Source organism: Bradyrhizobium sp. AZCC 2230 (genome assembly GCF_036924495.1).
GTDB classification, from domain to species: Bacteria; Pseudomonadota; Alphaproteobacteria; order Rhizobiales; family Xanthobacteraceae; genus Bradyrhizobium; species Bradyrhizobium rifense.
This window is the reverse complement of record NZ_JAZHRS010000001.1, coordinates 2,674,021-2,695,306: the sequence shown is the minus strand read 5'-3', so window position 1 is coordinate 2,695,306 and position 21,286 is coordinate 2,674,021. Positions and strand designations below refer to the sequence as shown.

General features: G+C 63.4%; 15 protein-coding genes and 1 riboswitch. Of the genes, 7 read left to right on the top strand and 8 right to left on the bottom strand.

What is annotated here, in order from left to right; translation table 11 throughout:
* The first annotated feature begins 982 nt into the window (after nt 1–982).
* The 3 genes from recA (at nt 983) to V1280_RS13180 (ending at nt 4,110) form a co-directional block, all read left to right on the top strand.
* Complete coding sequence (recA, locus tag V1280_RS13190; protein WP_334524151.1) at nt 983–2,071, top strand: recombinase RecA; 1,089 nt, start codon at nt 983–985, stop codon at nt 2,069–2,071.
* A 289-nt stretch (nt 2,072–2,360) separates the two neighbouring features.
* Complete coding sequence (locus tag V1280_RS13185) at nt 2,361–3,161, top strand: hypothetical protein (RefSeq protein WP_334524148.1); 801 nt, start codon at nt 2,361–2,363, stop codon at nt 3,159–3,161.
* Between the two features lie 10 nt (nt 3,162–3,171).
* Nucleotides 3,172–4,110, top strand: coding sequence for a hypothetical protein (locus tag V1280_RS13180; RefSeq protein WP_334524145.1), 939 nt, complete (start codon nt 3,172–3,174; stop codon nt 4,108–4,110).
* 211 nt (nt 4,111–4,321) lie between these two features.
* On the opposite strand, the gene gcvP is transcribed toward V1280_RS13180, so the two are convergent.
* The 3 genes from gcvP to gcvT form a co-directional block, all read right to left on the bottom strand.
* Nucleotides 4,322–7,201, bottom strand: a complete 2,880-nt coding sequence (gcvP, locus tag V1280_RS13175) for an aminomethyl-transferring glycine dehydrogenase (RefSeq protein WP_334538288.1) — start codon at nt 7,199–7,201, stop codon at nt 4,322–4,324.
* A gap of 176 nt (nt 7,202–7,377) precedes the next feature.
* On the bottom strand, nt 7,378–7,746 hold the full coding sequence (gcvH, locus tag V1280_RS13170; protein ID WP_334524143.1) for a glycine cleavage system protein GcvH: 369 nt from the start codon (nt 7,744–7,746) through the stop codon (nt 7,378–7,380).
* A 246-nt stretch (nt 7,747–7,992) separates the two neighbouring features.
* Nucleotides 7,993–9,141, bottom strand: coding sequence for a glycine cleavage system aminomethyltransferase GcvT (gcvT, locus tag V1280_RS13165; protein ID WP_334538287.1), 1,149 nt, complete (start codon nt 9,139–9,141; stop codon nt 7,993–7,995).
* 145 nt (nt 9,142–9,286) lie between these two features.
* A riboswitch (glycine riboswitch) is annotated at nt 9,287–9,375 on the bottom strand.
* 222 nt (nt 9,376–9,597) lie between these two features.
* Here gcvT and alaS point away from each other — a divergent pair.
* Nucleotides 9,598–12,276, top strand: a complete 2,679-nt coding sequence (gene alaS / locus V1280_RS13160) for an alanine--tRNA ligase (RefSeq protein WP_334524141.1) — start codon at nt 9,598–9,600, stop codon at nt 12,274–12,276.
* A 25-nt stretch (nt 12,277–12,301) separates the two neighbouring features.
* Here alaS and V1280_RS13155 read toward each other — a convergent pair whose 3' ends face one another.
* The 3 genes from V1280_RS13155 to V1280_RS13145 form a co-directional block, all read right to left on the bottom strand.
* Entirely contained in the window at nt 12,302–12,805 is a 504-nt protein-coding gene (locus V1280_RS13155) for a DUF3455 domain-containing protein (RefSeq protein ID WP_334524138.1), read from the bottom strand.
* Nucleotides 12,806–12,902: 97 nt separating this feature from the next.
* Complete coding sequence (locus V1280_RS13150) at nt 12,903–14,117, bottom strand: NADP-dependent isocitrate dehydrogenase (RefSeq protein ID WP_334524135.1); 1,215 nt, start codon at nt 14,115–14,117, stop codon at nt 12,903–12,905.
* 219 nt (nt 14,118–14,336) lie between these two features.
* Nucleotides 14,337–16,064, bottom strand: a complete 1,728-nt coding sequence (locus V1280_RS13145) for an alpha/beta hydrolase family protein (protein WP_334524132.1) — start codon at nt 16,062–16,064, stop codon at nt 14,337–14,339.
* Between the two features lie 297 nt (nt 16,065–16,361).
* On the opposite strand from V1280_RS13145, the gene V1280_RS13140 reads away from it, so the two are divergent.
* Both V1280_RS13140 and V1280_RS13135 read left to right on the top strand, forming a co-directional pair.
* Complete coding sequence (locus V1280_RS13140; RefSeq protein ID WP_334524129.1) at nt 16,362–17,561, top strand: TrmJ/YjtD family RNA methyltransferase; 1,200 nt, start codon at nt 16,362–16,364, stop codon at nt 17,559–17,561.
* Nucleotides 17,562–17,777: 216 nt separating this feature from the next.
* The gene (locus V1280_RS13135) at nt 17,778–18,833 is read left to right on the top strand and encodes a hypothetical protein (protein WP_334524126.1); all 1,056 of its coding nucleotides are present in this window, start codon (nt 17,778–17,780) and stop codon (nt 18,831–18,833) included.
* Between the two features lie 87 nt (nt 18,834–18,920).
* On the opposite strand, the gene V1280_RS13130 is transcribed toward V1280_RS13135, so the two are convergent.
* Both V1280_RS13130 and V1280_RS13125 read right to left on the bottom strand, forming a co-directional pair.
* A complete protein-coding gene (locus V1280_RS13130; RefSeq protein WP_334524123.1) occupies nt 18,921–19,304 on the bottom strand; it encodes a nuclear transport factor 2 family protein in 384 nt (127 codons plus the stop codon).
* Between the two features lie 45 nt (nt 19,305–19,349).
* Nucleotides 19,350–20,102, bottom strand: a complete 753-nt coding sequence (locus tag V1280_RS13125) for an SDR family NAD(P)-dependent oxidoreductase (protein WP_334524120.1) — start codon at nt 20,100–20,102, stop codon at nt 19,350–19,352.
* Nucleotides 20,103–20,217: 115 nt separating this feature from the next.
* On the opposite strand from V1280_RS13125, the gene V1280_RS13120 reads away from it, so the two are divergent.
* Complete coding sequence (locus V1280_RS13120) at nt 20,218–21,111, top strand: LysR substrate-binding domain-containing protein (protein WP_334524115.1); 894 nt, start codon at nt 20,218–20,220, stop codon at nt 21,109–21,111.
* The last annotated feature ends 175 nt before the right edge of the window (nt 21,112–21,286 follow it).

The following is a 21,286-nucleotide window of genomic DNA, read 5'->3' as shown; positions in this document are numbered from 1 at the left end:
ACTGCGGTCGGAAACAGGCCAGCACCTGGAATTTGGCGCTGGCCTGTTTAACCCTCAGTGGCCTAAGTCGAATTTCCCAGTGGCCTGTTTTGGATTGGATGAACCTTGAGGAAGATCAAGGAATGCGGTCACAGAGAACATGCCGCGAACTAACGTATCCACTGGTGGAACATGCCTGTAGGGAAGGTGCCGAATTGACTCGTATTCGGAACTTATGAGGCGCACAATGTCCCCCATCACCGCCCGGCCCTCGGCTTTTATCGGTGACTGAGAACGCCCGGTTGCGCTCCCGCCCCACTCAAACAGGGAGCAGCGTCATGCAAGAGCACCGACGCCGTTTCAACCAAATCGATCCCCTCGACCAGCGCCTTTCGGAAGAGGCCGAACGTCTGCGGAAAGAAGCCAGAGGCACCCCGCCCGGGGTAGAGCGCGCCAGGCTTCTTCGCAGGGCCCAGCTTGCGGAGACCGCTTCGCACATAAGTGAGTGGCTTTCGTCGCCCGGATTGAGGCCGCCCGCCTAAGCAAGCCGAGGGTGGCGGTGTGGCCCATCTGATTTTCAAACTCGCCATCATTGGACTGTGCGTCTTTTCAGCAGTCCTGGCATCCATACTGTTCTTCAATTTGTGAAAGGCCGCCTCAGTCGGCGGCCTTGTCTTGCTCGATCTTCATTTCAACGGGGTTCTCGTCCCCATCATAGATTTGAGAGACGTTCATTGCGAACGTCTTGAACCACCGTACCCGTTGAGCAGCGGGCCATTCCTTCGGCGCGGCGTATTCCCGCGTCCAGCTCCAAATCCGTTGCCGGAGCAAACTGCTCTAGTGGCTCGATTTGATTTTCAGAGTGGCTCATTTAGGCCAGTGCCAAATTCCACAAAAGAACATATTGCGAACTTAGAACAAATAGTGTACGTTGTTTTTATCGACGACCCGCCGCCAATCGTTTGTCCCGCACCCGAATCCTCGCCATAAGGAGCACGACCCAATGTCCACCACTGCCCTGCGTATCGTCGAAGGATCCTCCATGGACAAGAGTAAAGCTCTGGCTGCCGCGCTCTCCCAGATCGAGCGCCAGTTCGGCAAGGGCTCGGTGATGAAGCTCGGCAAGAACGACCGCTCGATGGATGTCGAGGCGGTGTCGTCCGGGTCGCTCGGGCTGGATATCGCGCTCGGCATCGGCGGCCTGCCGAAGGGGCGTGTCGTCGAGATCTACGGGCCGGAATCCTCGGGAAAAACCACGCTGGCGCTGCACACGGTCGCGGAAGCGCAGAAGAAGGGCGGCATCTGCGCCTTCATCGACGCCGAGCACGCGCTCGATCCGGTCTATGCGCGCAAGCTCGGGGTCAATATCGACGAGCTGCTGATCTCCCAGCCCGACACCGGCGAGCAGGCGCTGGAAATCTGCGACACGCTGGTGCGCTCCGGTGCGGTGGACGTTCTGGTGGTCGATTCGGTTGCGGCGCTGGTGCCGAAGGCCGAGCTCGAGGGCGAGATGGGCGATGCGCTGCCGGGTCTTCAAGCGCGATTGATGAGCCAGGCGCTGCGCAAGCTCACGGCCTCGATCAACAAGTCCAACACCATGGTGATCTTCATCAACCAGATCCGCATGAAGATCGGTGTGATGTACGGCTCGCCGGAAACCACCACCGGCGGCAACGCGCTGAAATTCTATGCCTCCGTCCGCCTCGACATCCGCCGCATCGGCGCGATCAAGGAGCGCGACGAAGTGGTCGGCAACACCACCCGCGTCAAGGTGGTGAAGAACAAGCTGGCACCTCCCTTCAAGCAGGTCGAGTTCGACATCATGTACGGCGAGGGCGTCTCCAAGATGGGCGAGATCCTCGATCTCGGCGTCAAGGCCGGCATCGTCGAAAAATCCGGCGCCTGGTTCTCCTATGACAGCCAGCGCCTCGGCCAGGGCCGCGAGAACTCGAAAGCGTTCCTGAAGGCCAATCCCGACATCACCGCCAAGATCGAAACCTCGATCCGCCAGAACTCCGGCCTGATCGCCGAGCAGATTCTCGCCGGCGCCCCCGAGCGCGACGCCGACGGCGAGGAGCCGGCGGACGAGTAAGTCCTAACGCGAAGAACTTTCGCGAGGAGCGGGCGCTGAGGACGTTGAGTTGCCGACGTCGTCAGCGCCCGTTTCGTTTTGTGCTGCGTTGATCGGGTGGTGTGATGAAGCGTCTGATCTTGACCAGTTCGTCCGGCGCTGATCTTGCCAAATCGAAGTTGGCTGAGATCGTCGTTTTTTTCTTTTTCGTTTCACGTGGGATCCGCTGCCTTCACCCGAATATTTCGCAGCTTATTTCGGGGCGCGCTCAGGAACGCTCAGGACGGGCGATCACTGGTCGCATTGGGGCGTGGTATGGCCTCCCGCCTTCAAGGATCGCAGGAACCTGCCTTTTGCCGAGTTTTGCGAGCGCTATGACGAGATTGAACTTTGGTTTGACCCGAACCCCGAAGATCAATTGCAGTTGATTTGGCTGCTCGACTATCTCGCTTCATGCCCCCAGCTGCTGGAAAAGCTTCGATTGCGTTTGCTGGCGAGTGATTTTTTCGACGTGAGAATCGAAAGGCTCGGAAATTCCGCGTCATATATTCCTGTCGTGGACGTCACGGCCAATGAGCTTGCGACCGCCAAGATGGCTTGGCAGGCCTATTGCGCGCCGACACCCGAGGCTTGCGCTGATCTGGTCCACAAGGACCTTAGCGCGTTGCCGATGTTGAGGCCGGCTCTGCTCGATCTGTTGGAAGAGCTTCCGTCGCCTTTGACAGGACTTGGTGTAACTGAGTTGCGGTTTCTGGAACTCATTGCGCGAGGGTTCACGCTCACAAATGCGCTGTTTCACCTGCGCTCACTCCGAGGCACGCGGATATTCGGCGAAGTTGAGTCGGGAAGGTTGCTTCAAGGGTTAGCACATGGTCCGAAACCCGCGGTGGCGGGGCTGGACGATGAACTGCGGACAATCGACCTGGAGAATCATCGGGACCGGCACGTCGCTTTTCTGCGCAGCCGGTTGTCGCTGACCGAGTTCGGCAAGGCCGTTCTGGCCCATCAGGAAGATTTTAGCCGCTACAATCCGATCGACCGCTGGTGGGGCGGCACGCATCTGACCAGCGACCGACTGTGGCGCTACGGCGCTGTTCTGACGAAGCCTTGAGGTCGCCGGCATGACGCGGCTCATTGTCACGACAGACTCGGCCACCGCCGGCGCCATTCAACAGGCGGGCCTTGCTGATCGCGTGATTGCGATCGACCGCCGGCTGGTCTGGGGACCGTTGCCAACCGCTGCTGAGCGCGAGGCGTTCTTTGCACCACGCGCAACGCAGCCACATGGCGTTCATTGGCTCGACGATACGCCGCGCTGGCGGCTCGATGAATCGGGTGCGAAAGATCGCGGATTGATCGAATTGTTCGCGGAATGCGACTCGGTCGAACTGTGGATGGGGCCAGAGCCGAATGCGCAATTGCTTCTGCTCTGGTTGCTCGACTACTGCGGGAGTGGGAAATCGGCGGTTTCCAAGCTCGTCATGCGTCAGCTGGACCTCTCCGTTGGCGGCGTCGATGCCGAGCGACTTGCGACGCTCAACCCGCCGACCGTCAAGCTCACGCAAGATCACCTTGATCTGGCCGGCCGTGCGTGGCGCGCCTATCGCGCGCCGACGCCGCAAGACTGGTTTGATCTCCTCAAGGCAGATCTAAATCTGCTGCCGCAACTCGGTCAGTGTGTGCTGGGCGTGCTCGAAGAACTTCCGAATGTCACTACCGGTCTTGGAGCGATGGAAACGCGGATACTGGAGTTGATCGCACCAGGCGGCGTGCAACCCTTTGATGTCTTTCCGGGCGATCAGAAGCGCAATGAGCGGCGCATTTTTGGTTACTGGGAAGTCGGAGCGCTGCTCAATGGCCTCGCGCGCTGTCCAGTGCCGGCCCTATCCGGGCTGGAAGAAGCGCGTTCTCGCTCGACATGCACAACGATCCGCTCCGTCACGCACGGTACAAGCAGTCGCGTCTGTCGCTTACTCAACTCGGAAGGGCGGTGTTGGCAGGGGAAGAAGATTTCCTCCGTCACAACCCGATCCATCGCTGGTGGGGCAGCACGCTTCTGACCAACGAACGGCTGTGGCGATGGGATCGCGAAAGCCGATTGTTGGTTGCGCCGTAGCTACGCATTCAGTGCCGTAGGGTGGGCAAAGGCGCGTAAGCGCCGTGCCCACGATCTTTCAACGTGGCGAAAGGTGGTGGGCACGCTTCCGCCTTCGCTCTTCGAGCTACGGCGGACAAGTCGCTTTGCCCACCCTACGAGACCTCCGTCGCGTCCTACTCCGCGGCTTCCGCGTAATCGCTCACCGGCGGGCACGAGCACACCAGATTGCGGTCGCCATAGACGTTGTCGACGCGTCCCACGGGGCACCAATATTTGTCGGTGCGTGAGGAGCCCGCGGGGAAGCAGCCTTCAGAGCGGGTGTAAGCGCGCTTCCAGTCGTCATCGGCGATGTCGTGTACGGTGTGCGGGGCGTGGCGCAAGGGCGAGGCCTCGATCTTGAAGTGGCCGGCCTCGACTTCGGCGATTTCCTTGCGGATCGCGATCATGGCGTCACAGAAACGATCGAGCTCCGCCTTCGATTCCGACTCGGTCGGCTCGATCATCAGCGTGCCCGGCACCGGAAAGCTCATGGTCGGAGCATGGAAGCCGTAATCGATCAGGCGCTTTGCGATGTCGTCGACGGTGACGCCGGATGTCGTCTTCAGCGGACGGGGGTCGACGATGCACTCATGCGCGACGCGGCCCTTCTCGTTCTTGTAGAGCACCGGGAAGTGCGCATCGAGGCGTGCTGCGATGTAGTTGGCATTGAGGATCGCGATCTCGGTCGCGCGCTTCAATCCTTCGCCGCCCATCATCAAAATGTAGATGTAGGAGATGGTCAGGATCGACGCCGAGCCGAACGGTGCGGCCGAGACCGGGCCGACCGGGGCATCCGCGCTTGTCGCGGAATGGCGATTTTCAGGATGATTTGGAAGGAACGGCGCAAGATGCGCCTTGACGCCGATCGGGCCCATGCCGGGGCCGCCGCCGCCATGCGGGATGCAGAAGGTCTTGTGCAGATTGAGATGGCTGACATCGGCGCCGTAATCGCCGGGCCGGGACAGGCCGACCTGCGCGTTGAGGTTGGCGCCGTCGAGATACACCTGGCCGCCATGGCCATGCACGATGTCGCAGATTTCGCGGATGTGCTCCTCGAACACGCCATGCGTCGAGGGATAGGTGATCATGACCGCGGCGAGATCGTTCGAATGCTTCTCCGCCTTGACGCGGAGATCGTTGACGTCGACGTCGCCGTTGGCCTCGCAGGCGACCACCACCACGTCCATGCCGACCATCGCGGCCGAGGCCGGGTTGGTGCCGTGGGCGGAGGAGGGGATCAGGCAGATTTTCCGGTGCGTCTCGCCGCGCGCGGCGTGATAGCCGCGGATCGCAAGCAGGCCGGCATATTCACCCTGCGCGCCCGAGTTCGGCTGCAGCGAGATCGCGTCGTAGCCGGTGATGTCGCACAGCCATTTTTCAAGCCGCGCAAACAGCGCGTAATAGCCCTTGGCCTGCTCGCGCGGGGCGAACGGGTGGAGGCTACCGAACTCCGGCCAGGTCAGCGGCATCATCTCGGTGGTCGCGTTCAGCTTCATGGTGCAGGATCCGAGCGGAATCATCGCGCGGTCGAGCGCGAGGTCGCGATCGCTGAGCTTGCGCATGTAGCGCAGCATCTCGGTCTCCGAACGATGGGCGTGGAACACCGGATGGGTGAGGAACGCGGTGGTGCGCTTCAACGCCTCCGGCAGCGCCTCGCGCGTGGTGGCGTCGATCTCGGCGTAGGACAGCTGGCCGCCGAAGGCGCGCCAGACGGCTTCGACCGTCGCGGGCGTCGTGGTCTCGTCGAGCGCGATGCGGAGCGCGCTTTCACCGACGCCAAGATTGATTGTCTCGGCGGTGGCACGCGCGATGATCTCGGAGCGCCTGGCGCCGGCATCGACGCTGAGCGTATCGAAGAAGGTTTCGCTGGTCAGAGCAAAGCCGAGCTTGCGCAGGCCGGCCGCGAGCACGGCGGCGCGGCGGTGCACATTGCGCGCGATCTGCGTCAGCCCTTCGGGGCCGTGATAGGTCGCGTACATTGCCGCAATCACGGCGAGCAGCACCTGCGCGGTGCAAATGTTGGAGGTCGCCTTCTCGCGGCGGATGTGCTGCTCGCGGGTCTGCAGCGCGAGGCGATAGGCAGGCATCCCGCGGGAGTCGACGCTGAGACCGACGATGCGGCCGGGCAGCGAGCGCTTCAGCGCATCGCGCACCGCCATATAGGCCGCGTGCGGGCCACCGTAACCCATCGGCACGCCAAAGCGCTGCGCGGAGCCGATCGCGATGTCGGCGCCGAGCTCGCCGGGCGAGGCGATCAGCGTCAGTGCCAGCAGATCGGCGGCAACGATCGCGAGCGCGCCTTTGGCCTTCAGCGCCGCGATCGCGGGCCTGAGGTCGCGCACCGCACCGGATGAGCCCGGATATTGCAGCAGCGCGCCGAGCACGTCGGCCTTGTCAAGATCGGTGAGGGGGTCGCCGACGACCAGCGACCAGCCGAGCGGCTCGGCGCGGGTGCGCATCACAGCCAGCGTCTGCGGATGCACGTCCTTGTCGACGAAGAAGGCTTTTGCTTCGACCCGCGAATGCCGTTCGGCGAGCGCCATGGCTTCGGCTGCGGCAGTGGCCTCGTCGAGCAGCGAGGCGTTGGCGACGTCGAGCCCGGTGAGATCGCAGATCATGGTCTGGAAGTTGAACAGCGCTTCCAGCCGGCCCTGGCTGATCTCGGGCTGGTAGGGCGTATACGCGGTGTACCAGGCGGGGTTTTCGAGGATGTTGCGCTGGATCACCGCAGGCAAAATCGTGCCGGAATAGCCCTGGCCGATCAGCGAGGTGAAGACCTGGTTCTGGGCTGCGAGCTCGGCCATATGCGCGATCGCCTCGGTCTCGCTCAGCGGCTTGCCGAGATCGAGCGGCGCGGCCTGCCGGATCGAGGCCGGCAGCGTCTCTGACATCAACGCGTCGACGCTCTTGGCACCGACGGTTTCGAGCATTGCGGTGACATCGCGCGCCGACGGGCCGATGTGGCGGCGAACGAAAGTGGCGGTGTCGCCATTGGATTTGCGGTGCGCGGTCATCATGGGTCCTCGCTCAGGAGTTGCTGTCATCGCCCGCCTTGTGCGCATTGCGCACAGGGGCGGGCGATCCAGTACGCCGCGGCCTCTCGGTTCTAGCCGAAGCGGCTGCGTTTACTGGATGCCCCGCCTTCGCGGGGCATGACAGTGAGTATGGGGAGACGGTTCGGCTCATATCCTCACGCCGTATGGGCCTTGTAGGCGGCTTCATCCATGAGGCCGCCGAGCTCGCTCTTGTCGGCAATCTTGATCTTGAAGAACCAGGCCGCCGCTTGCGCGTCAGAGTTCACCAGCGCGGGCTCGGCGGCGAGTGCGTCGTTGGTCTCGAGCACGTCGCCCGAGATCGGCGCGTAGACGTCGGAGGCGGCCTTGACCGATTCCACGACGGCGGCGGCTTCGGCCTTCTTCAGGCTGCGGCCGACCTTGGGCAGTTCGACGAACACGACGTCGCCGAGCTGCGACTGCGCGTAATCCGTGATGCCGACGGTTGCGACATCGCCGTCGATCGCGAGCCATTCGTGGTCGGTGGTGTACAGCGTCGTGGTCATTGTCTGTTTCCTGAAGCGGTATGAAGTTGAGTTGAAAGCCGCGGGCTCGGTCTTAACCTCTCCCGTAGGGAGGTCGGATCGCATCGAAGATGCGATCCGGGTGAGGGGATCTGGTCTCACTGGGTGCCGCGGCCCCTCACCCGGATTGCACTGGACGATGCTGCGCATCGCCAGGCGCAATCCGACCTCTCCCCGCTGGGGAGAGGTGACCGTGGGGCTGCCAATTGTGCTCAATCTCATCATGCGTCAGCGTTTGTAGGTGTTTTTCACGAACGGCATGGCGGCGACGGTGAGGGCGAGACGTTGCCCGCGCACCTCGGCGAAGAGTTTTGTGCCGAGCGCGCTCAGGCCTGTGGGCACATAGCCCATCGCGACCGGCGCATTCAGGGTCGGGCCGAAACCGCCCGATGTGACCTTTCCGATCGGCTCGCCGCCCGCGCTGTCAGCGAACAGCAGCGCACCTTCGCGCACCGGCGCGCGGCCCTCAGTGCGCAGGCCGACGCGGCGGCGGGATGCACCGTGATCGAAATGAGCGAGGATCTTCTCGGCCCCGGGAAAGCCGCCGGCGCGGGCGCCACCGGTGCGGCGGCTCTTCTGCACCGACCATTCCAGCGCGGCCTCGACCGGCGTGGTTTCGGTGTCGATGTCGTGGCCGTAGAGGCAGAGCCCGGCTTCCAGCCGCAGGCTGTCGCGGGCGCCGAGACCGATCGGCATCACATCAGGATTTTCCAGCAGCGTCTTGGCGAGGCGTTCGGCGTCGCTAGCTGCCACCGAAATCTCAAAGCCGTCCTCGCCGGTATAGCCCGAACGCGAGACGAAACAGGCGAGGCCGGCAACCTGATGCGGGCCGGCGTCCATGAACTTCATGGCGGGGGCCTCTGCACACAATTTCGCCAGTGCTGACTCGGCCTTCGGGCCCTGCAGCGCGATCAGCGCGCGATCGGCGAGCGAATCGATGACGCAGGCGTCTGACAGATTCGTGCGCAGATGCGCCTCGTCCTCTTCCTTGCAGGCGGCGTTGACGACCAGGAACAAATGATCGCCGAAATTGGCGACCATCAGATCGTCGAGAAGGCCGCCATCCACATTGGTGAACTGGGCGTAGCGCTGCCGTCCCGGTGCAATCGCCAAAATATCCTGCGGCACCAGCCGCTCCAGCGCGCGGGCGGCGTCCTCGACCTTCCCCGACTTCGGCCGAAGGGCGATCTGGCCCATGTGGGAGACGTCGAACAGGCCGGCGGAGGAGCGGGTATGGAGGTGCTCTTTGAGCACGCCCGCGGGGTACTGCACGGGCATGTCATAGCCCGCGAACGGCACCATCTTGCCGCCAAGCGACACATGCAGGTCGTAAAGGGGGGTACGTCTAGGGGACTCTCGGTCGTCGCGCGCAAGCATCACGGGGCCCTCGGCGGTTCCCCGGAGACGATTCCCCGGCGGACACCAGTCGAAGCCCCATCTGTCGCTGTGCCTGAGAGTATTATCCCGTCGGCGGACGCAGTCCGGGCTTTAAGCCCGTCGGCGCCTCTTTCCAGATGTCGTCAAAGCCACGCGGTCCTTTTGCCTGAGAGTTTCCGGGGCGGTTGCTCCTTCGGCGCCGGCAGTGAAGCCGGTCTCTCCCGACGTGGCCGTACGATACAGATGGGTACAGACCACAGCCCGGCCAAGCCTGTCAACGCGCACCTGGCGGCTTTCAACGGGATTGCGCTGATACTGCAACCCTCTGATCTCCCTGCACAGTTTCTGGACAGCGAGACTGGCCTTGTCTAAAAGCGCTTTGGCCCGCAGATATCAGCCCAAATCACAGGTTTGGACGGCACGGAAGCGGGCCCAAGCACACCCGATTGGATGAACATGAGCGGCGTCAACGAGATCAGGTCGACCTTTCTGAACTTCTTTGCCGAGAACGGCCACGAGATCGTGTCGTCCTCGCCATTGGTGCCGCGCAACGACCCGACATTGATGTTCACCAATGCCGGCATGGTCCAGTTCAAGAACGTCTTCACCGGCGTCGAGAAGCGGCCCTATCAGCGCGCGACCACGTCGCAGAAATGCGTGCGCGCCGGCGGCAAGCACAATGACCTCGACAATGTCGGCTACACCGCGCGCCATCTCACCTTCTTCGAGATGCTCGGCAACTTCTCGTTCGGCGACTATTTCAAGGAGCGCGCGATCGAGCTGGCCTGGAAACTGATCACCAAGGAATACGGGCTCAAGAAAGACAAGCTGCTCGTCACCGTCTATCACACCGACGATGAGGCCGCCGATCTCTGGAAGAAGATCGCGGGCTTCTCCGACGACCGCATCATCCGCATCCCGACCTCGGACAATTTCTGGGCGATGGGCGACACCGGCCCGTGCGGCCCGTGCTCGGAGATCTTCATCGATCGCGGCGACCACATCTGGGGCGGCCCTCCGGGCTCTCCGGAGGAGGATGGTGACCGCTTCCTCGAATTCTGGAATCTCGTCTTCATGCAGTACGAGCAGGTGACGAAAGAGCAGCGCGTGGATCTGCCGCGTCCCTCGATCGACACCGGCATGGGCCTGGAGCGCATGGCCAGCATCATGCAGGGCGTCGACAGCGTGTTCGAGACCGATTTGTTCCGTCATTTGATCGACGCGACATCGTCCGCGCTGGGCCACGGGCCGAACGAGCAGACCGTCGCCTCGTTCCGCGTCATCGCCGACCATCTGCGCTCGTCTGCCTTCCTCGTCGCGGACGGCGTGCTGCCCTCGAACGAGGGCCGCGGCTATGTGCTGCGCCGGATCATGCGCCGCGCGATGCGCCATGCGCAGCTGCTGGGTGCGAAAGAGCCGCTGATGCATCGCCTGGTGTGGGCGCTGGTGCGCGAGATGGGCCAGGCCTATCCGGATTTGATGCGCGCGGAAAATCTGATCGAGGAAACGCTGCGGCTGGAAGAGACCCGCTTCCGCAAGACGCTGGTGCGCGGCCTTGCCATCCTCGACGAGAAGAGCGCGTCCCTGAAGAAGGGCGACATGTTCGACGGCGACGTCGCCTTCACGTTGTACGACACCTACGGCTTCCCGCTCGACCTGACCCAGGACGCGCTGAAGTCGCGCGGCATCGGTGTCGACCAGGCCTCCTTCACCGACGCGATGGAGCGCCAGAAGGCCAAGGCGCGCGAGTCCTGGAAGGGGTCTGGCGAGGCGGCCTCCGAGGCGATCTGGTTCCCGCTGCGCGAAAAGCTCGGGGCCACCGAATTTCTGGGCTACGAGACCGAGAGCGCCGAAGGCGTGGTGTCCGCGCTGGTGAAGGACGGCCAGGAAGTCGCCCACCTCAAGACCGGCGACACCGGCGCACTGCTGCTCAACCAGACGCCGTTCTATGCGGAGTCCGGCGGCCAGGTCGGCGACACCGGCGTGCTGACGGGTGAGGGCGGCATCAAGTTCCGCGTCACCGACACCCAGAAGAAGCTCGGCGATTTCTTCGTTCATGTGGGCACATTGGAGAGCGGCGAGCTGAAGGTCGGCACCGCGCTGCAGCTCGAGGTCGATCACGGCCGACGCTCCTCGATCCGTGCGCATCACTCGGCGACGCATCTCATTCATGAGGCGCTGCGCCAGGTGCTCGGCGATCACATCGCCCAGCGCGGCTCGATGGTCGCGCCGGACCGCCTGCGTTTCGACTTCGTGCATCCGAAGCCGATCACGGCGGAAGAGCTCGCCCGCGTCGAGGACATCGCCAACGACGTGGTGCTGGAGAACGACGAGGTCACGACCCGCGTCATGGGCGTCGACGAGGCCCGCGAGGCCGGGGCGCGCGCGCTGTTCGGCGAGAAATACGGCGACGAGGTTCGCGTCGTCTCGATGGGCAAGACCGCGCGCGAGCGTGGTGTCAACGCGCTCGGCTGGTCGGTCGAGCTCTGCGGCGGCACGCATGTCAGGCGTACCGGCGACATCGGCCTGATCACGTTGACCGGCGAGAGCGCGGTCGCCTCCGGCGTGCGCCGCATCGAGGCTTTGACCGGCAACTACGCGCGAAAACACGCCAACAAGACCATGGCGCTGGCGAAGACCGCGGCCAACGAACTGCGCACCTCGATCGACGACGTCCCGGCGCGCATCACCGCGCTGATGGAGGAGAGCAAGAAGCTCGAGCGCGAGCTCTCCGACGCCCGCAAGAAGCTCGCGATGGGCGGCGGTGCGTCTGCCGGTGATGGCGGAAATTCCAACGTCGTGGAGATCGGTGACGTCAAGTTCTACAAACTTCACGTGACGGGATTGCCGAGCGACGAACTCAAGTCTCTCGTCGATCAAGCCAAGGCAGAGATCAAGTCGGGTGTCGTCGCGGTTGCAAATACCACGGCTGACGGAAAAGCCAGCCTCGTTGTCGGCGTGACCAAGGATCTATCAGCCCGTTTCGACGCCGCAAGCCTTGTCAAGATTGGCGTGCCCGTCGTAGGCGGAAAGGGCGGCGGCGGTCGGCCTGAGATGGCGCAAGGCGGTGGGCCTGATGGGGCAAAGGCTCTGGACGCCCTGTCGGAGATCCAAAAAGCCATAGCCGGCGCGTAAAGCGCCGACCCGTGCGCCTAGTTCCTCAGCCCTTCTTCAGGAAAATATACTCGGCCGAGTAGGGCGCGCTTCTGAACTCGCCGGCCTTGTCGCAAGCGCCGTCGAGCTTGCCGCCATGGGTGTTGATGCGCTGGACCGTGGTGACCGGCGTCAGCACGCCACTGCCGCGGCGGGAGGCGACCTCCAGCTTCAGCCAGGCGATATCGGCCCCCGTTGCGCCGGGCGCATTGCCGATCGCCTTGCCCACGACGGCGCTGCCGTCGGCGTGCTCCCAGTTCGGCCCGGCATAGTGACGGCCGATGGTCTTGCCCTCGACAAGCAGCGTCGCGATTGGCTCGCGAAACGCCCAGGCGAGCTTGCCGTCGGCGCCGGCCTTGCACTCATAGACCTGCGCGCCCTCGGCGTGGACGCTGAGCACGACGCTCTCGCCGGCTGCGGCGATGGCGGCGGGCAGCGTCTCGGCGGCGGAGGCGGGCCCGGCCATAGCGGCGAGCAGCAGGCAGGGGATTGCGAACTTGGGGATGGACATGGGGGACCTCCACACATGGTATCAAAATGAATGGGCCGCGCCTGGGCGCGGCCCATAATGATGTCTAACCCCGATCGGGCGAAAATAATGCGCAGGCTTACGCCGCCAACGCTTTCGCGAGATTCTCCGCGACCTTGTCGAGGAAGCCGGTGGTCGACAGCCAGCGCTGGTCGGCGCCGACCAGCAGCGCAAGGTCCTTGGTCATGTAGCCTTCCTCGACGGTGTCGACGCAGACCTTCTCCAGCGTGGCGGCGAACTTGGCGAGTTCGGCGTTGTTGTCGAGCTTGGCGCGGTGCGACAGGCCGCGGGTCCAGGCGAAGATCGACGCGATCGAGTTGGTCGAGGTCTCCTTGCCCTTCTGGTGCTCGCGGTAGTGGCGCGTCACGGTGCCGTGAGCGGCTTCGGCTTCGACCGTCTTGCCGTCCGGGGTAAGCAGCACCGAGGTCATCAGGCCGAGCGAGCCGTAGCCCTGCGCGACGGTGTCGGACTGCACGTCGCCGTCGTAGTTCTTACAGGCCCAGACGTAACCGCCGGACCATTTCAGCGCCGAGGCGACCATGTCGTCGATCAGGCGGTGCTCGTAGGTCAGGCCCTTGGCCTCGAATTCGGTCTTGAACTCGCGGTCGTAGATGTCCTGGAAGATGTCCTTGAAGCGGCCGTCATAGACCTTCAGAATCGTGTTCTTGGTCGAGAGATAGACCGGGTAGTTGCGCAGCAGGCCGTAGTTCAGCGAGGCGCGGGCAAAGTCGATGATGGAATCGTCGAGATTGTACATCTCCATGGCGACGCCGGCGCCCGGAGCCTTGAACACTTCCTTCTCGATCACGGTGCCGTCCTCGCCGACGAACTTCATCGACAGGGTGCCCTTGCCCGGGAATTTGATGTCGGTGGCGCGGTACTGGTCGCCATAAGCGTGGCGGCCGATGATGATCGGCTTGGTCCAGCCGGGAACCAGGCGCGGCACGTTCTTGCAGATGATCGGCTCGCGGAAGATCACGCCGCCGAGGATGTTGCGGATGGTGCCGTTCGGCGACTTCCACATCTGCTTGAGGTTGAACTCCTTCACCCGGGCCTCGTCCGGGGTGATGGTGGCGCACTTGACGCCGACGCCGACCTTCTTGATCGCCTCGGCGGCGTCGATGGTCACCTGATCGTTGGTGTGGTCGCGGTACTCCATGCCCAGGTCGAAATACTGCAGCTCGACATCCAGGAACGGGTTGATCAGCTTGTCCTTGATGTACTGCCAGATGATCCGGGTCATCTCGTCGCCATCGAGTTCGACGACGGGATTGGATACCTTGATTTTTGCCATGATCGGAGAAGCCCTCTTGGGAACGGCGCCTTTTGACGGCCGCGGTGGAAATCTCCCGCGCTATAGCACCGCCCGGGGGCGGGCGGAAGCGGAGCGGTTATGCAGTTTCAGCCCATCTTTTCGCCGAGAACCGCCATTCCGAACGGGTCGGAATGACGGCTGTCGCACCCTGTTTGGGCACCTGTCCCGCGAGCCAACCGGCGCCGTTCAAGAACGCCTCTAGAAGGCGGCCTGCGTGGCCGTGCCGGCGACGATGTACCAGGTCACGAACAGGCCGGAGATCAGGGCGCCTGGAAGGCTCGATCCGGTTCGTCGCCAGGTGAAGGTCGCGATCACGGCGACGATCGCAAGCAGCGGCACAAACTGGATGGCGACGATGGTCGAGAGCGGCACGAAGCCGGGATCGGGGAGCGGGTTGAAAAGCTTTCCGGTCAGCCAGAGCGCGCCATATTGCAGGAGCAGCAGCACGATGAAGCCGAACGTCAGCGCCAGGGTATTGGTCAGATAGAGCGCGAGCCGCGGCGCCTCCATGGTCGAGAAATTCCGGTGCAGCACATGCAGCGCCACGACGAAAAACGCCGTGAACGGAATCAGGTAGATCAGGAAGATCACAAACTGCTTCGGGTTCATCAGCTTCAGGGCGATGATCCAGAAGCGGAAGTCGATCTTGAAAACGGCGTCGGCGAGCCACAGCGCGGCATAGCCGACTGCGACCGAAGCGACCGTGATCACGAGGGACTGGCCGAGCAGCCCGGTCCGGCCTTTGCGCTTCGGGGCGAAGCGCATCAGCGCCAGCGTAATCAGGCCGTTGATGATGGCCCAGACCAGGATCTGGTTGGTGATGCCCTGCGGCAGGAACGCCGTCGGCGTCACGAAGGTCCCGCCCAGCGCGAAGGCCGGGTAATAGGTCAGCGCCGGGATGAAGGCGGACAGGATCAACGCCGCGGTCCAGCTCCGGCCGGTGGCGGCGTGATGCAGCGGCATGGTGCCGTCAGCGCCCGCGGGCAGGCGCAGCCGGGAGAACATTGGCGCCTCGAGCAGGCCGTCGAAGGTGCCGATCAACAGCGCGACGAAACCAGCAAATGCGATCAGTGTGCCGAGCTCCTTGCGGAACCAGATCTGGTCGTCGGCCGGCCGCGGCGTGCCGCCCTGCAGCGTCTTGGCGAACCAGTCGAGACTGTAGCCGATCGCCTCATGCGAGATGTGTTCGGCCGGGTGAGTTATGGCCGGCGTGTACAGCACCCGGGCGGTCCCGGCCGCCGGGTCGCCATAGACCTTGCCCGGCTCGACCGGCCCCTGCGTGCCAAACATCGCCCACAGCTTGGGGCTCTTGGTGACATCGCGGGCGAGATCGACGCCCCACATCAGGGTGGAGAATTCCTCGTACTGGGCAAACACCAAAGCGGTGTTGCGCGGCCAGCTGGGGGTGCCGTCGGCTGCGAACGGCTTGCCGGTCGAGGAGCCCTCCAGCACCATCGACTTGTAGTCATTCGGCATCGCGGTGGCTGCGGCCAGCACCGTCCAGCCGCCCATCGAGTGACCCTCGAGGCCGATATTGGCCTTGTCGACGATATCAAGGCTGCGGAGATAGGCGAGGCCGTCAGGGCCGCCAAAGCCGTTGGCAAAGGCGGGTGGGTCACTATAGCCATGGCCGGTCTGGTCCAGCGCCAGCACGACATAGCCGCGGCGGGCGAATTCGATGGCGAAGCCGTCCTGGGTCTCGCGCGAGTTGATGTAGCCGTGGACGGCGAGGATGCCCGGTGCCGGGGTCTGCGCGGTGGCATTTGTGGGGATGTAGAGCAGGGCACTCATGGTGTTGCCCTTGGCGCCCTTGAACCTGACATCCTGGATCCGGATGCCGCCGGCGGTCTGCGTCAGATGGGCGATGAGGCCGCCCACCACGATCAAGACCGCTCCCAGAATTGCCAACGTCCATCGACCGCGCATCACCACCCCCCTGAATTGTGTTTTTAGCTCCGCCCTTTCGGCTTCGCTTTAGTTGTGGTTGATAAGCCATATCCGAAAGCAAATCGCGCACAAGCTGGCGAAAGAAACCGTCCCCAGTTGAGATGCCGATTTCGGATTAGCAAACGGCGCTAACCCTGTTATCTCCGTTGCAGAAATTGCCCTGCACGGAAGGCGGGCCGGCCGCGTGGATGAAGGCTTGGATCAGCGTCTTCAGACAGGAGTTCAAACCGTTCGGAAGCTGAACGAGAAGAACGCTGAATCAGAAAGTGGAATGAGATGTCCGGCACCGACAAGACCAAGGCGGGCCTCGCCCTCGACGGTCCCATCGTGATCCTGGTCGAGCCGCAGCTCGGGGAAAACATCGGCATGGCCGCGCGCGCCATGGGCAATTTTGCCCTGAGCCGCTTGCGCATCGTCAACCCGCGCGATGGCTGGCCCAACATCGCCGCCCAGCGCGCCGCCGCTGGCGCCGACCATATTCTGGAAAAGGTCGAATTGTTCGACACGGTCGGTGAGGCCGTCGCCGACCTCGACCTGCTGTTCGCCACGACCGCGCGCCCCCATGATCAGGCCAAGCCGGTGGTGGGGCCGGAAGCGGCCGCCGCGGAGGTTTCGGGGCACGTTGCTACCGGCGGCAAGGCCGGCATACTGTTCGGCCGGGAGCGCTGGGGCCTGACCAACGAGGAGGTCGGGCTCTCCAACCGCATCATCACCTTCCCGGTCAATCCGGGGTTTGCCTCGCTCAACCTCGCCCAGGCCGTGCTGCTGGTCGGCTACGAATGGTTCAAGCGGGCGACATCGGGCGAGCTGCCGCACGCCATGCCGGAGCGCTCCGAGCGCGCCTCGCAGCACCAGATGCAGGCCTTCTTCGACAACCTCATCCGCGAGCTCGACCGGGTCGAATTTTTGCGCCCGGCCGAGAAGCGCGACACCATGCTGATCAATCTGCGCAACATCTTCAGCCGGATGGAGCCGACCAAGCAGGACATGCACACCCTGCATGGGGTGGTGATGGCGATCGCCGAAGGGCGCAAGGGTCCGGCCAAGGGCGGTGTGCTCGACGGCGAGCAGGCCACGCGCCTGCGCGCGCTGCTGGCCGAGCACGGGCAGGGCGGCGGTGTGCCCGACAGCGGCTCGACCGTGCGCGGTCTCGCCCGCCTGCTCCGCCGCAACCCGACCGATGCCGAGCGCCTGCTGTGGCAGGCACTCACGCGTGATCGCCGCTTCGCAGGAGGGTTCAAGCGCCAGACCCCGGTCGGCCGCCACATCCCGGATTTCGTCTCGTTCCCGCACCGGATCGCGATCGAGCTGGTCAACCCCGGCGAGGGCGAGACGATTGCCGCTGATCGTGCGTCGCGGCGAGCATGGCTGGAGGCGAGGGATTATCGCGTGCTGGAGATCCGGGCCGCGGATGTGGAGCGGGATCTTGAGGTGGAGCTGGCGCGGCTTGAGGAGATGATCGCGAAGGCGAAGTGATCGGTCCGCATCAGTGCGGATGGATCAGCGGGCAGCCCTCAACTTTCCTTTTGACACGCTTTACCCAAGGTATAGCATCGGCGAGATACTTATCTTGGGTTGAGGCAACTCGCGCGTTGTCTTTTGGGGCCGCTATTTTTCAAATTTTTGTCGACGGGGCATGAGGCCCCCTTGCTTGCGCGTGTCACGCCCTGACCCAGCTCGTTGGGGGACACCATGCATTCAGGTTTGGACGGAATTCGGAGCCGTATTTTAGGCCGTGGCAAAGGCTTGCTGCCCGGATGGAGGGGGGCGCGATTTCTCGCGTTACTGATTGCCGGCGCGTCCGCCGGATGCTCTCTGCATCCGGTTCAGCAGGAGGTCACGGGCGTCAAGACGCCCGACCTTGTGCAATTTATCCGTTGCGAGACGCGGCTTGCCATCCAGGACAAGGCGATCGAGCTTCTGAACAATGAGGATCCTCCCAATCCACCCATCATCGAGCAGCTTACGCTGCTGCGCGGGCGGCCTTGGAATCCGCAAATGAGAACGCGAATGAACGCTCACGAGCGTGCCATCTACGACAAATATATCCAGACTGGTATCGCGTTTGATTTTTCGTTTGATATCACGGTGGACAATGCGGCCGCCGGTTTCGCCGACCCCGTCAAGTTGATTTCGAACGGAACCGCAGGCGCTACTCTGTCGGCGGGCGGCGATTTCAAGCGCGAGAATCTCCGACATTTCGTTGTGAGTGAAACGGCAAAGGATTTGTTGGAGAACGTCAAGCTTGGGTTTGCGCTGGAAGATGGTAGCGTCCAGTGCCCATCGGATTATCGTTCGTCAAACTATGCCTATCCAATTTCCGGCAATATCGGAATGAAGGAACTGATCTCGACATTCTTCGACCTCAATGAAGTCAAGACATTGGCGGTCGACAAAGCGACGTCGGATGTTTTTGTCGATACGCTGACATTTACGACGATGGTTTCCGGGGGAGTTACGCCCCATGTCTTCGTGTCGCCCGTTGGAAACCGCTGGGGCCTGGCCGCGCCCGCGACGTTGACGGCTTCCGGCCAGAGGACCGACGCGCACAAGCTGATCGTCGGCTTGTCCCTGGATAATACGAGACGAATCGCAGGACCGTGGGTTGCCGCGGCCGCATTCATCCCGGCTCGCTATGGGCGATCCGCGCTCCAGAGAAGCGACGTGCGTTCTGCCGCTGAGCAAAGTGCGCTCGATGCCGTGTCACAGGCACGCATCGATGCGTATCTGGATCGTGCCTTCCGATAGTCTTTTGGGTGCGCGGGCGGACTTGGTTCAAGGCGCCACGCGCTGCCCGGTGCTCTCTGCCTTTGATTGGCTGGATAGCATCAGCGTTCATTTGCCCGGCCGGTCAAGAAACACATAGAGCGCAGCGATCCTGCCATCTTCCACGATGATGACGTCCCATCCGGTGTAATCAGGTGCTTCGCCGCGGGGACCTGATGTCCAGGCTAGCCGTCCGGCGTTGTGAAGCGCCTGGGGCTCGCCTATTGGCGTGTAGACGAAGTGCGGATGCGTGGCCCGCAGATCGCCGGCGAATTTGTCGATCGCGTCGCGGCCGATAACGACGCCTGGCGGGACGTACAGGGCGGCGTTCTCCGTCCAGAGCTCGTCGATTGCGGCGCGGCGGCGCTTTGCGTCGCCCTCGCCGAAAACCTCCTGAAGGTTGCGGTGAAGCAGTTCGTGGATGCGATCTGCCGATTCATTGGTCCGGGTCATCGGTTGTCTCCAATTTCGATAAGTTGTGCTGACGTCAGGCGCGCTTCAGATCTGAGTCTGGCCGCCGTCGACGAAGAGCTCGACGCCATTGACGAAGCTTGCCTCGTCGGAGGCCAGGAACAGCACGGCCTTGGCGATCTCCTCGGGCTGGCCGATGCGACCGGCCGGAATGAGTCCCGCGAGATACGTCTTCGTGCCTGCCGCCTGCTCACCGCCGCCGAACAGATGGTTCAGCGCAGGCGTGTCGGTGACGCCGGGGCTGATCGCGTTGACGCGGATGTGCCGGTCCTTCAGGTCGAGGATCCAATTACGCGCGAAGTTGCGCACCGCCGCCTTGGTTGCCGAATAGACGCTGAAGGCCGGCGTACCGGAGATGCTGGTGGTCGACGCGTTCAGCACGATGGAGGCACCTTCGCGAAGCAATGGCAGCGCCTTCTGGACCGTGAACAGGACGCCCTTCACGTTGGTGTCGAATGTGCGCTGATAGTGCTCCTCGGTGATCGCGCCGAGCGGCGCGAACTCGCCGCCGCCGGCATTGGCGAAGATCACGTCGATCTGCGGGTGCTTCTTCTGGACGGTGTCGTAGAGGCGGTCGATGTCGGCGAGATTGGCCATGTCGCCCTGCACGCCGGTCACGCGACCGCCGATCGATTTCACCGCCGCGTCCAGCGCGTCCTGGCGGCGGCCGGTGATGAACACCGAGGCGCCCACAGCCGCAAAAGCCTTCGCGGTCGCAAGGCCGATGCCGCTCGTGCCGCCGGTCACCACCACGACCTTGTTGTTGAACCTGTTCGTCATCGTCCGTCTCCTGCGAAAGCACGTGGCGAAATCGCCGTTGCCCGTCGTAAATGCCAATGGAACGATGGTGCGAACAGACGGGAGATATGGTACTCAGCGTTCTATGAGAGGAACGATGAAGGCTGATTTGAACGACTTTGCCTATTTTGCCGAGGTGGTTGGGCACGGCGGATTCACCGCCGCCGGGCGGGCTTTACGCGAGCCCAAGTCAAAGCTCAGCCGGAGGATTGCAGGGCTGGAGGAGCGCCTGGGCTTGCGCCTCATCGAGAGATCAAGCCGACGCTTTCGCGTCACCGAGGTGGGGCAAGCCTTCTACGAGCGCTGTCGAGCGATCCTGACTGAAGCCGAGCAGGCCGAGGCGCTGGTGACGCAAGCGCAGGCCGAACCGCACGGCCGCATTCGTTTCAGTTGCCCGACCGGCATGGTCGCGGAAATGTCCGGGCTCATCGCAAGCTTCCTGACGCGCTATCCCAAGGTGCGCCTGCAACTCGTCGCCATCGACCGGCCGGTCGACCTGATCGACGAGCGGATCGACGTGGCCTTGCGCATTCGGTCCGAACTCACGGGTGATGCAGCGCTGACGATGCGATCGCTCGGCACCTCCACGCGCATTCTTGTTGCAAGCCCCCAGCTTGCAGGCCGGCTGCGAACGCTGGATGACCTGACCGCGCTTCCTATCCTGGCGACATCAGATAACGACGCGCTGGTGGAATGGCATCTGCAGACCGACGATGGACAGGCGCGCGTTCTCAAGCTCGAGCCGCGCATGGGATGCGGCGACTTTTGCGCGGTGCGTGATGCGGCGGTCGCCGGTCTCGGTGTTGCGTTGCTGCCCAATCACCTCTGTCGGGATGCGCTTGACCAAGGCAAGCTTGTCCATGTGCTCAGGGAGTGGCGCGGTCACCGCGGCATGGTGCATCTCGTCTTCACAACGCGACGCGGCCTGCCGCGGGCCGTTCGCGCGCTGATCGATCATCTCGCGGCGGGGTTTTCCAAGACGTTGGTGTAGCGCGGCCTCTTGGGCGGTCTCGTGGGCGGTCTCGTAGCGGTGGGCAAAGCGAAGCGTGCCCACCGTTGCTTCCGACGAAACTCAGACAGAAATGGTGGGCACGGCGCTGTGCGCCTTTGCCCACCCTACGAGACCGTTACTCGCGTTCCAACTCCATGTCGTCTTGGCCACGGCC

Bases quoted from the DNA above. Each gene is read 5' to 3' on its own strand.
- recA (WP_334524151.1), top strand. From the start codon at position 983: ATGTCCACCACTGCCCTGCGTATCGTCGAAGGATCCTCCATGGACAAG.
- V1280_RS13180 (WP_334524145.1), top strand. From the start codon at position 3,172: ATGACGCGGCTCATTGTCACGACAGACTCGGCCACCGCCGGCGCCATT.
- gcvP (WP_334538288.1), bottom strand. From the start codon at position 7,201: ATGACCGCGCACCGCAAATCCAATGGCGACACCGCCACTTTCGTTCGC.
- gcvH (WP_334524143.1), bottom strand. From the start codon at position 7,746: ATGACCACGACGCTGTACACCACCGACCACGAATGGCTCGCGATCGAC.
- gcvT (WP_334538287.1), bottom strand. From the start codon at position 9,141: ATGCTTGCGCGCGACGACCGAGAGTCCCCTAGACGTACCCCCCTTTAC.
- alaS (WP_334524141.1), top strand. From the start codon at position 9,598: ATGAGCGGCGTCAACGAGATCAGGTCGACCTTTCTGAACTTCTTTGCC.
- V1280_RS13155 (WP_334524138.1), bottom strand. From the start codon at position 12,805: ATGTCCATCCCCAAGTTCGCAATCCCCTGCCTGCTGCTCGCCGCTATG.
- V1280_RS13150 (WP_334524135.1), bottom strand. From the start codon at position 14,117: ATGGCAAAAATCAAGGTATCCAATCCCGTCGTCGAACTCGATGGCGAC.
- V1280_RS13145 (WP_334524132.1), bottom strand. From the start codon at position 16,064: ATGCGCGGTCGATGGACGTTGGCAATTCTGGGAGCGGTCTTGATCGTG.
- V1280_RS13140 (WP_334524129.1), top strand. From the start codon at position 16,362: ATGTCCGGCACCGACAAGACCAAGGCGGGCCTCGCCCTCGACGGTCCC.
- V1280_RS13135 (WP_334524126.1), top strand. From the start codon at position 17,778: ATGCATTCAGGTTTGGACGGAATTCGGAGCCGTATTTTAGGCCGTGGC.
- V1280_RS13130 (WP_334524123.1), bottom strand. From the start codon at position 19,304: ATGACCCGGACCAATGAATCGGCAGATCGCATCCACGAACTGCTTCAC.
- V1280_RS13125 (WP_334524120.1), bottom strand. From the start codon at position 20,102: ATGACGAACAGGTTCAACAACAAGGTCGTGGTGGTGACCGGCGGCACG.
- V1280_RS13120 (WP_334524115.1), top strand. From the start codon at position 20,218: ATGAAGGCTGATTTGAACGACTTTGCCTATTTTGCCGAGGTGGTTGGG.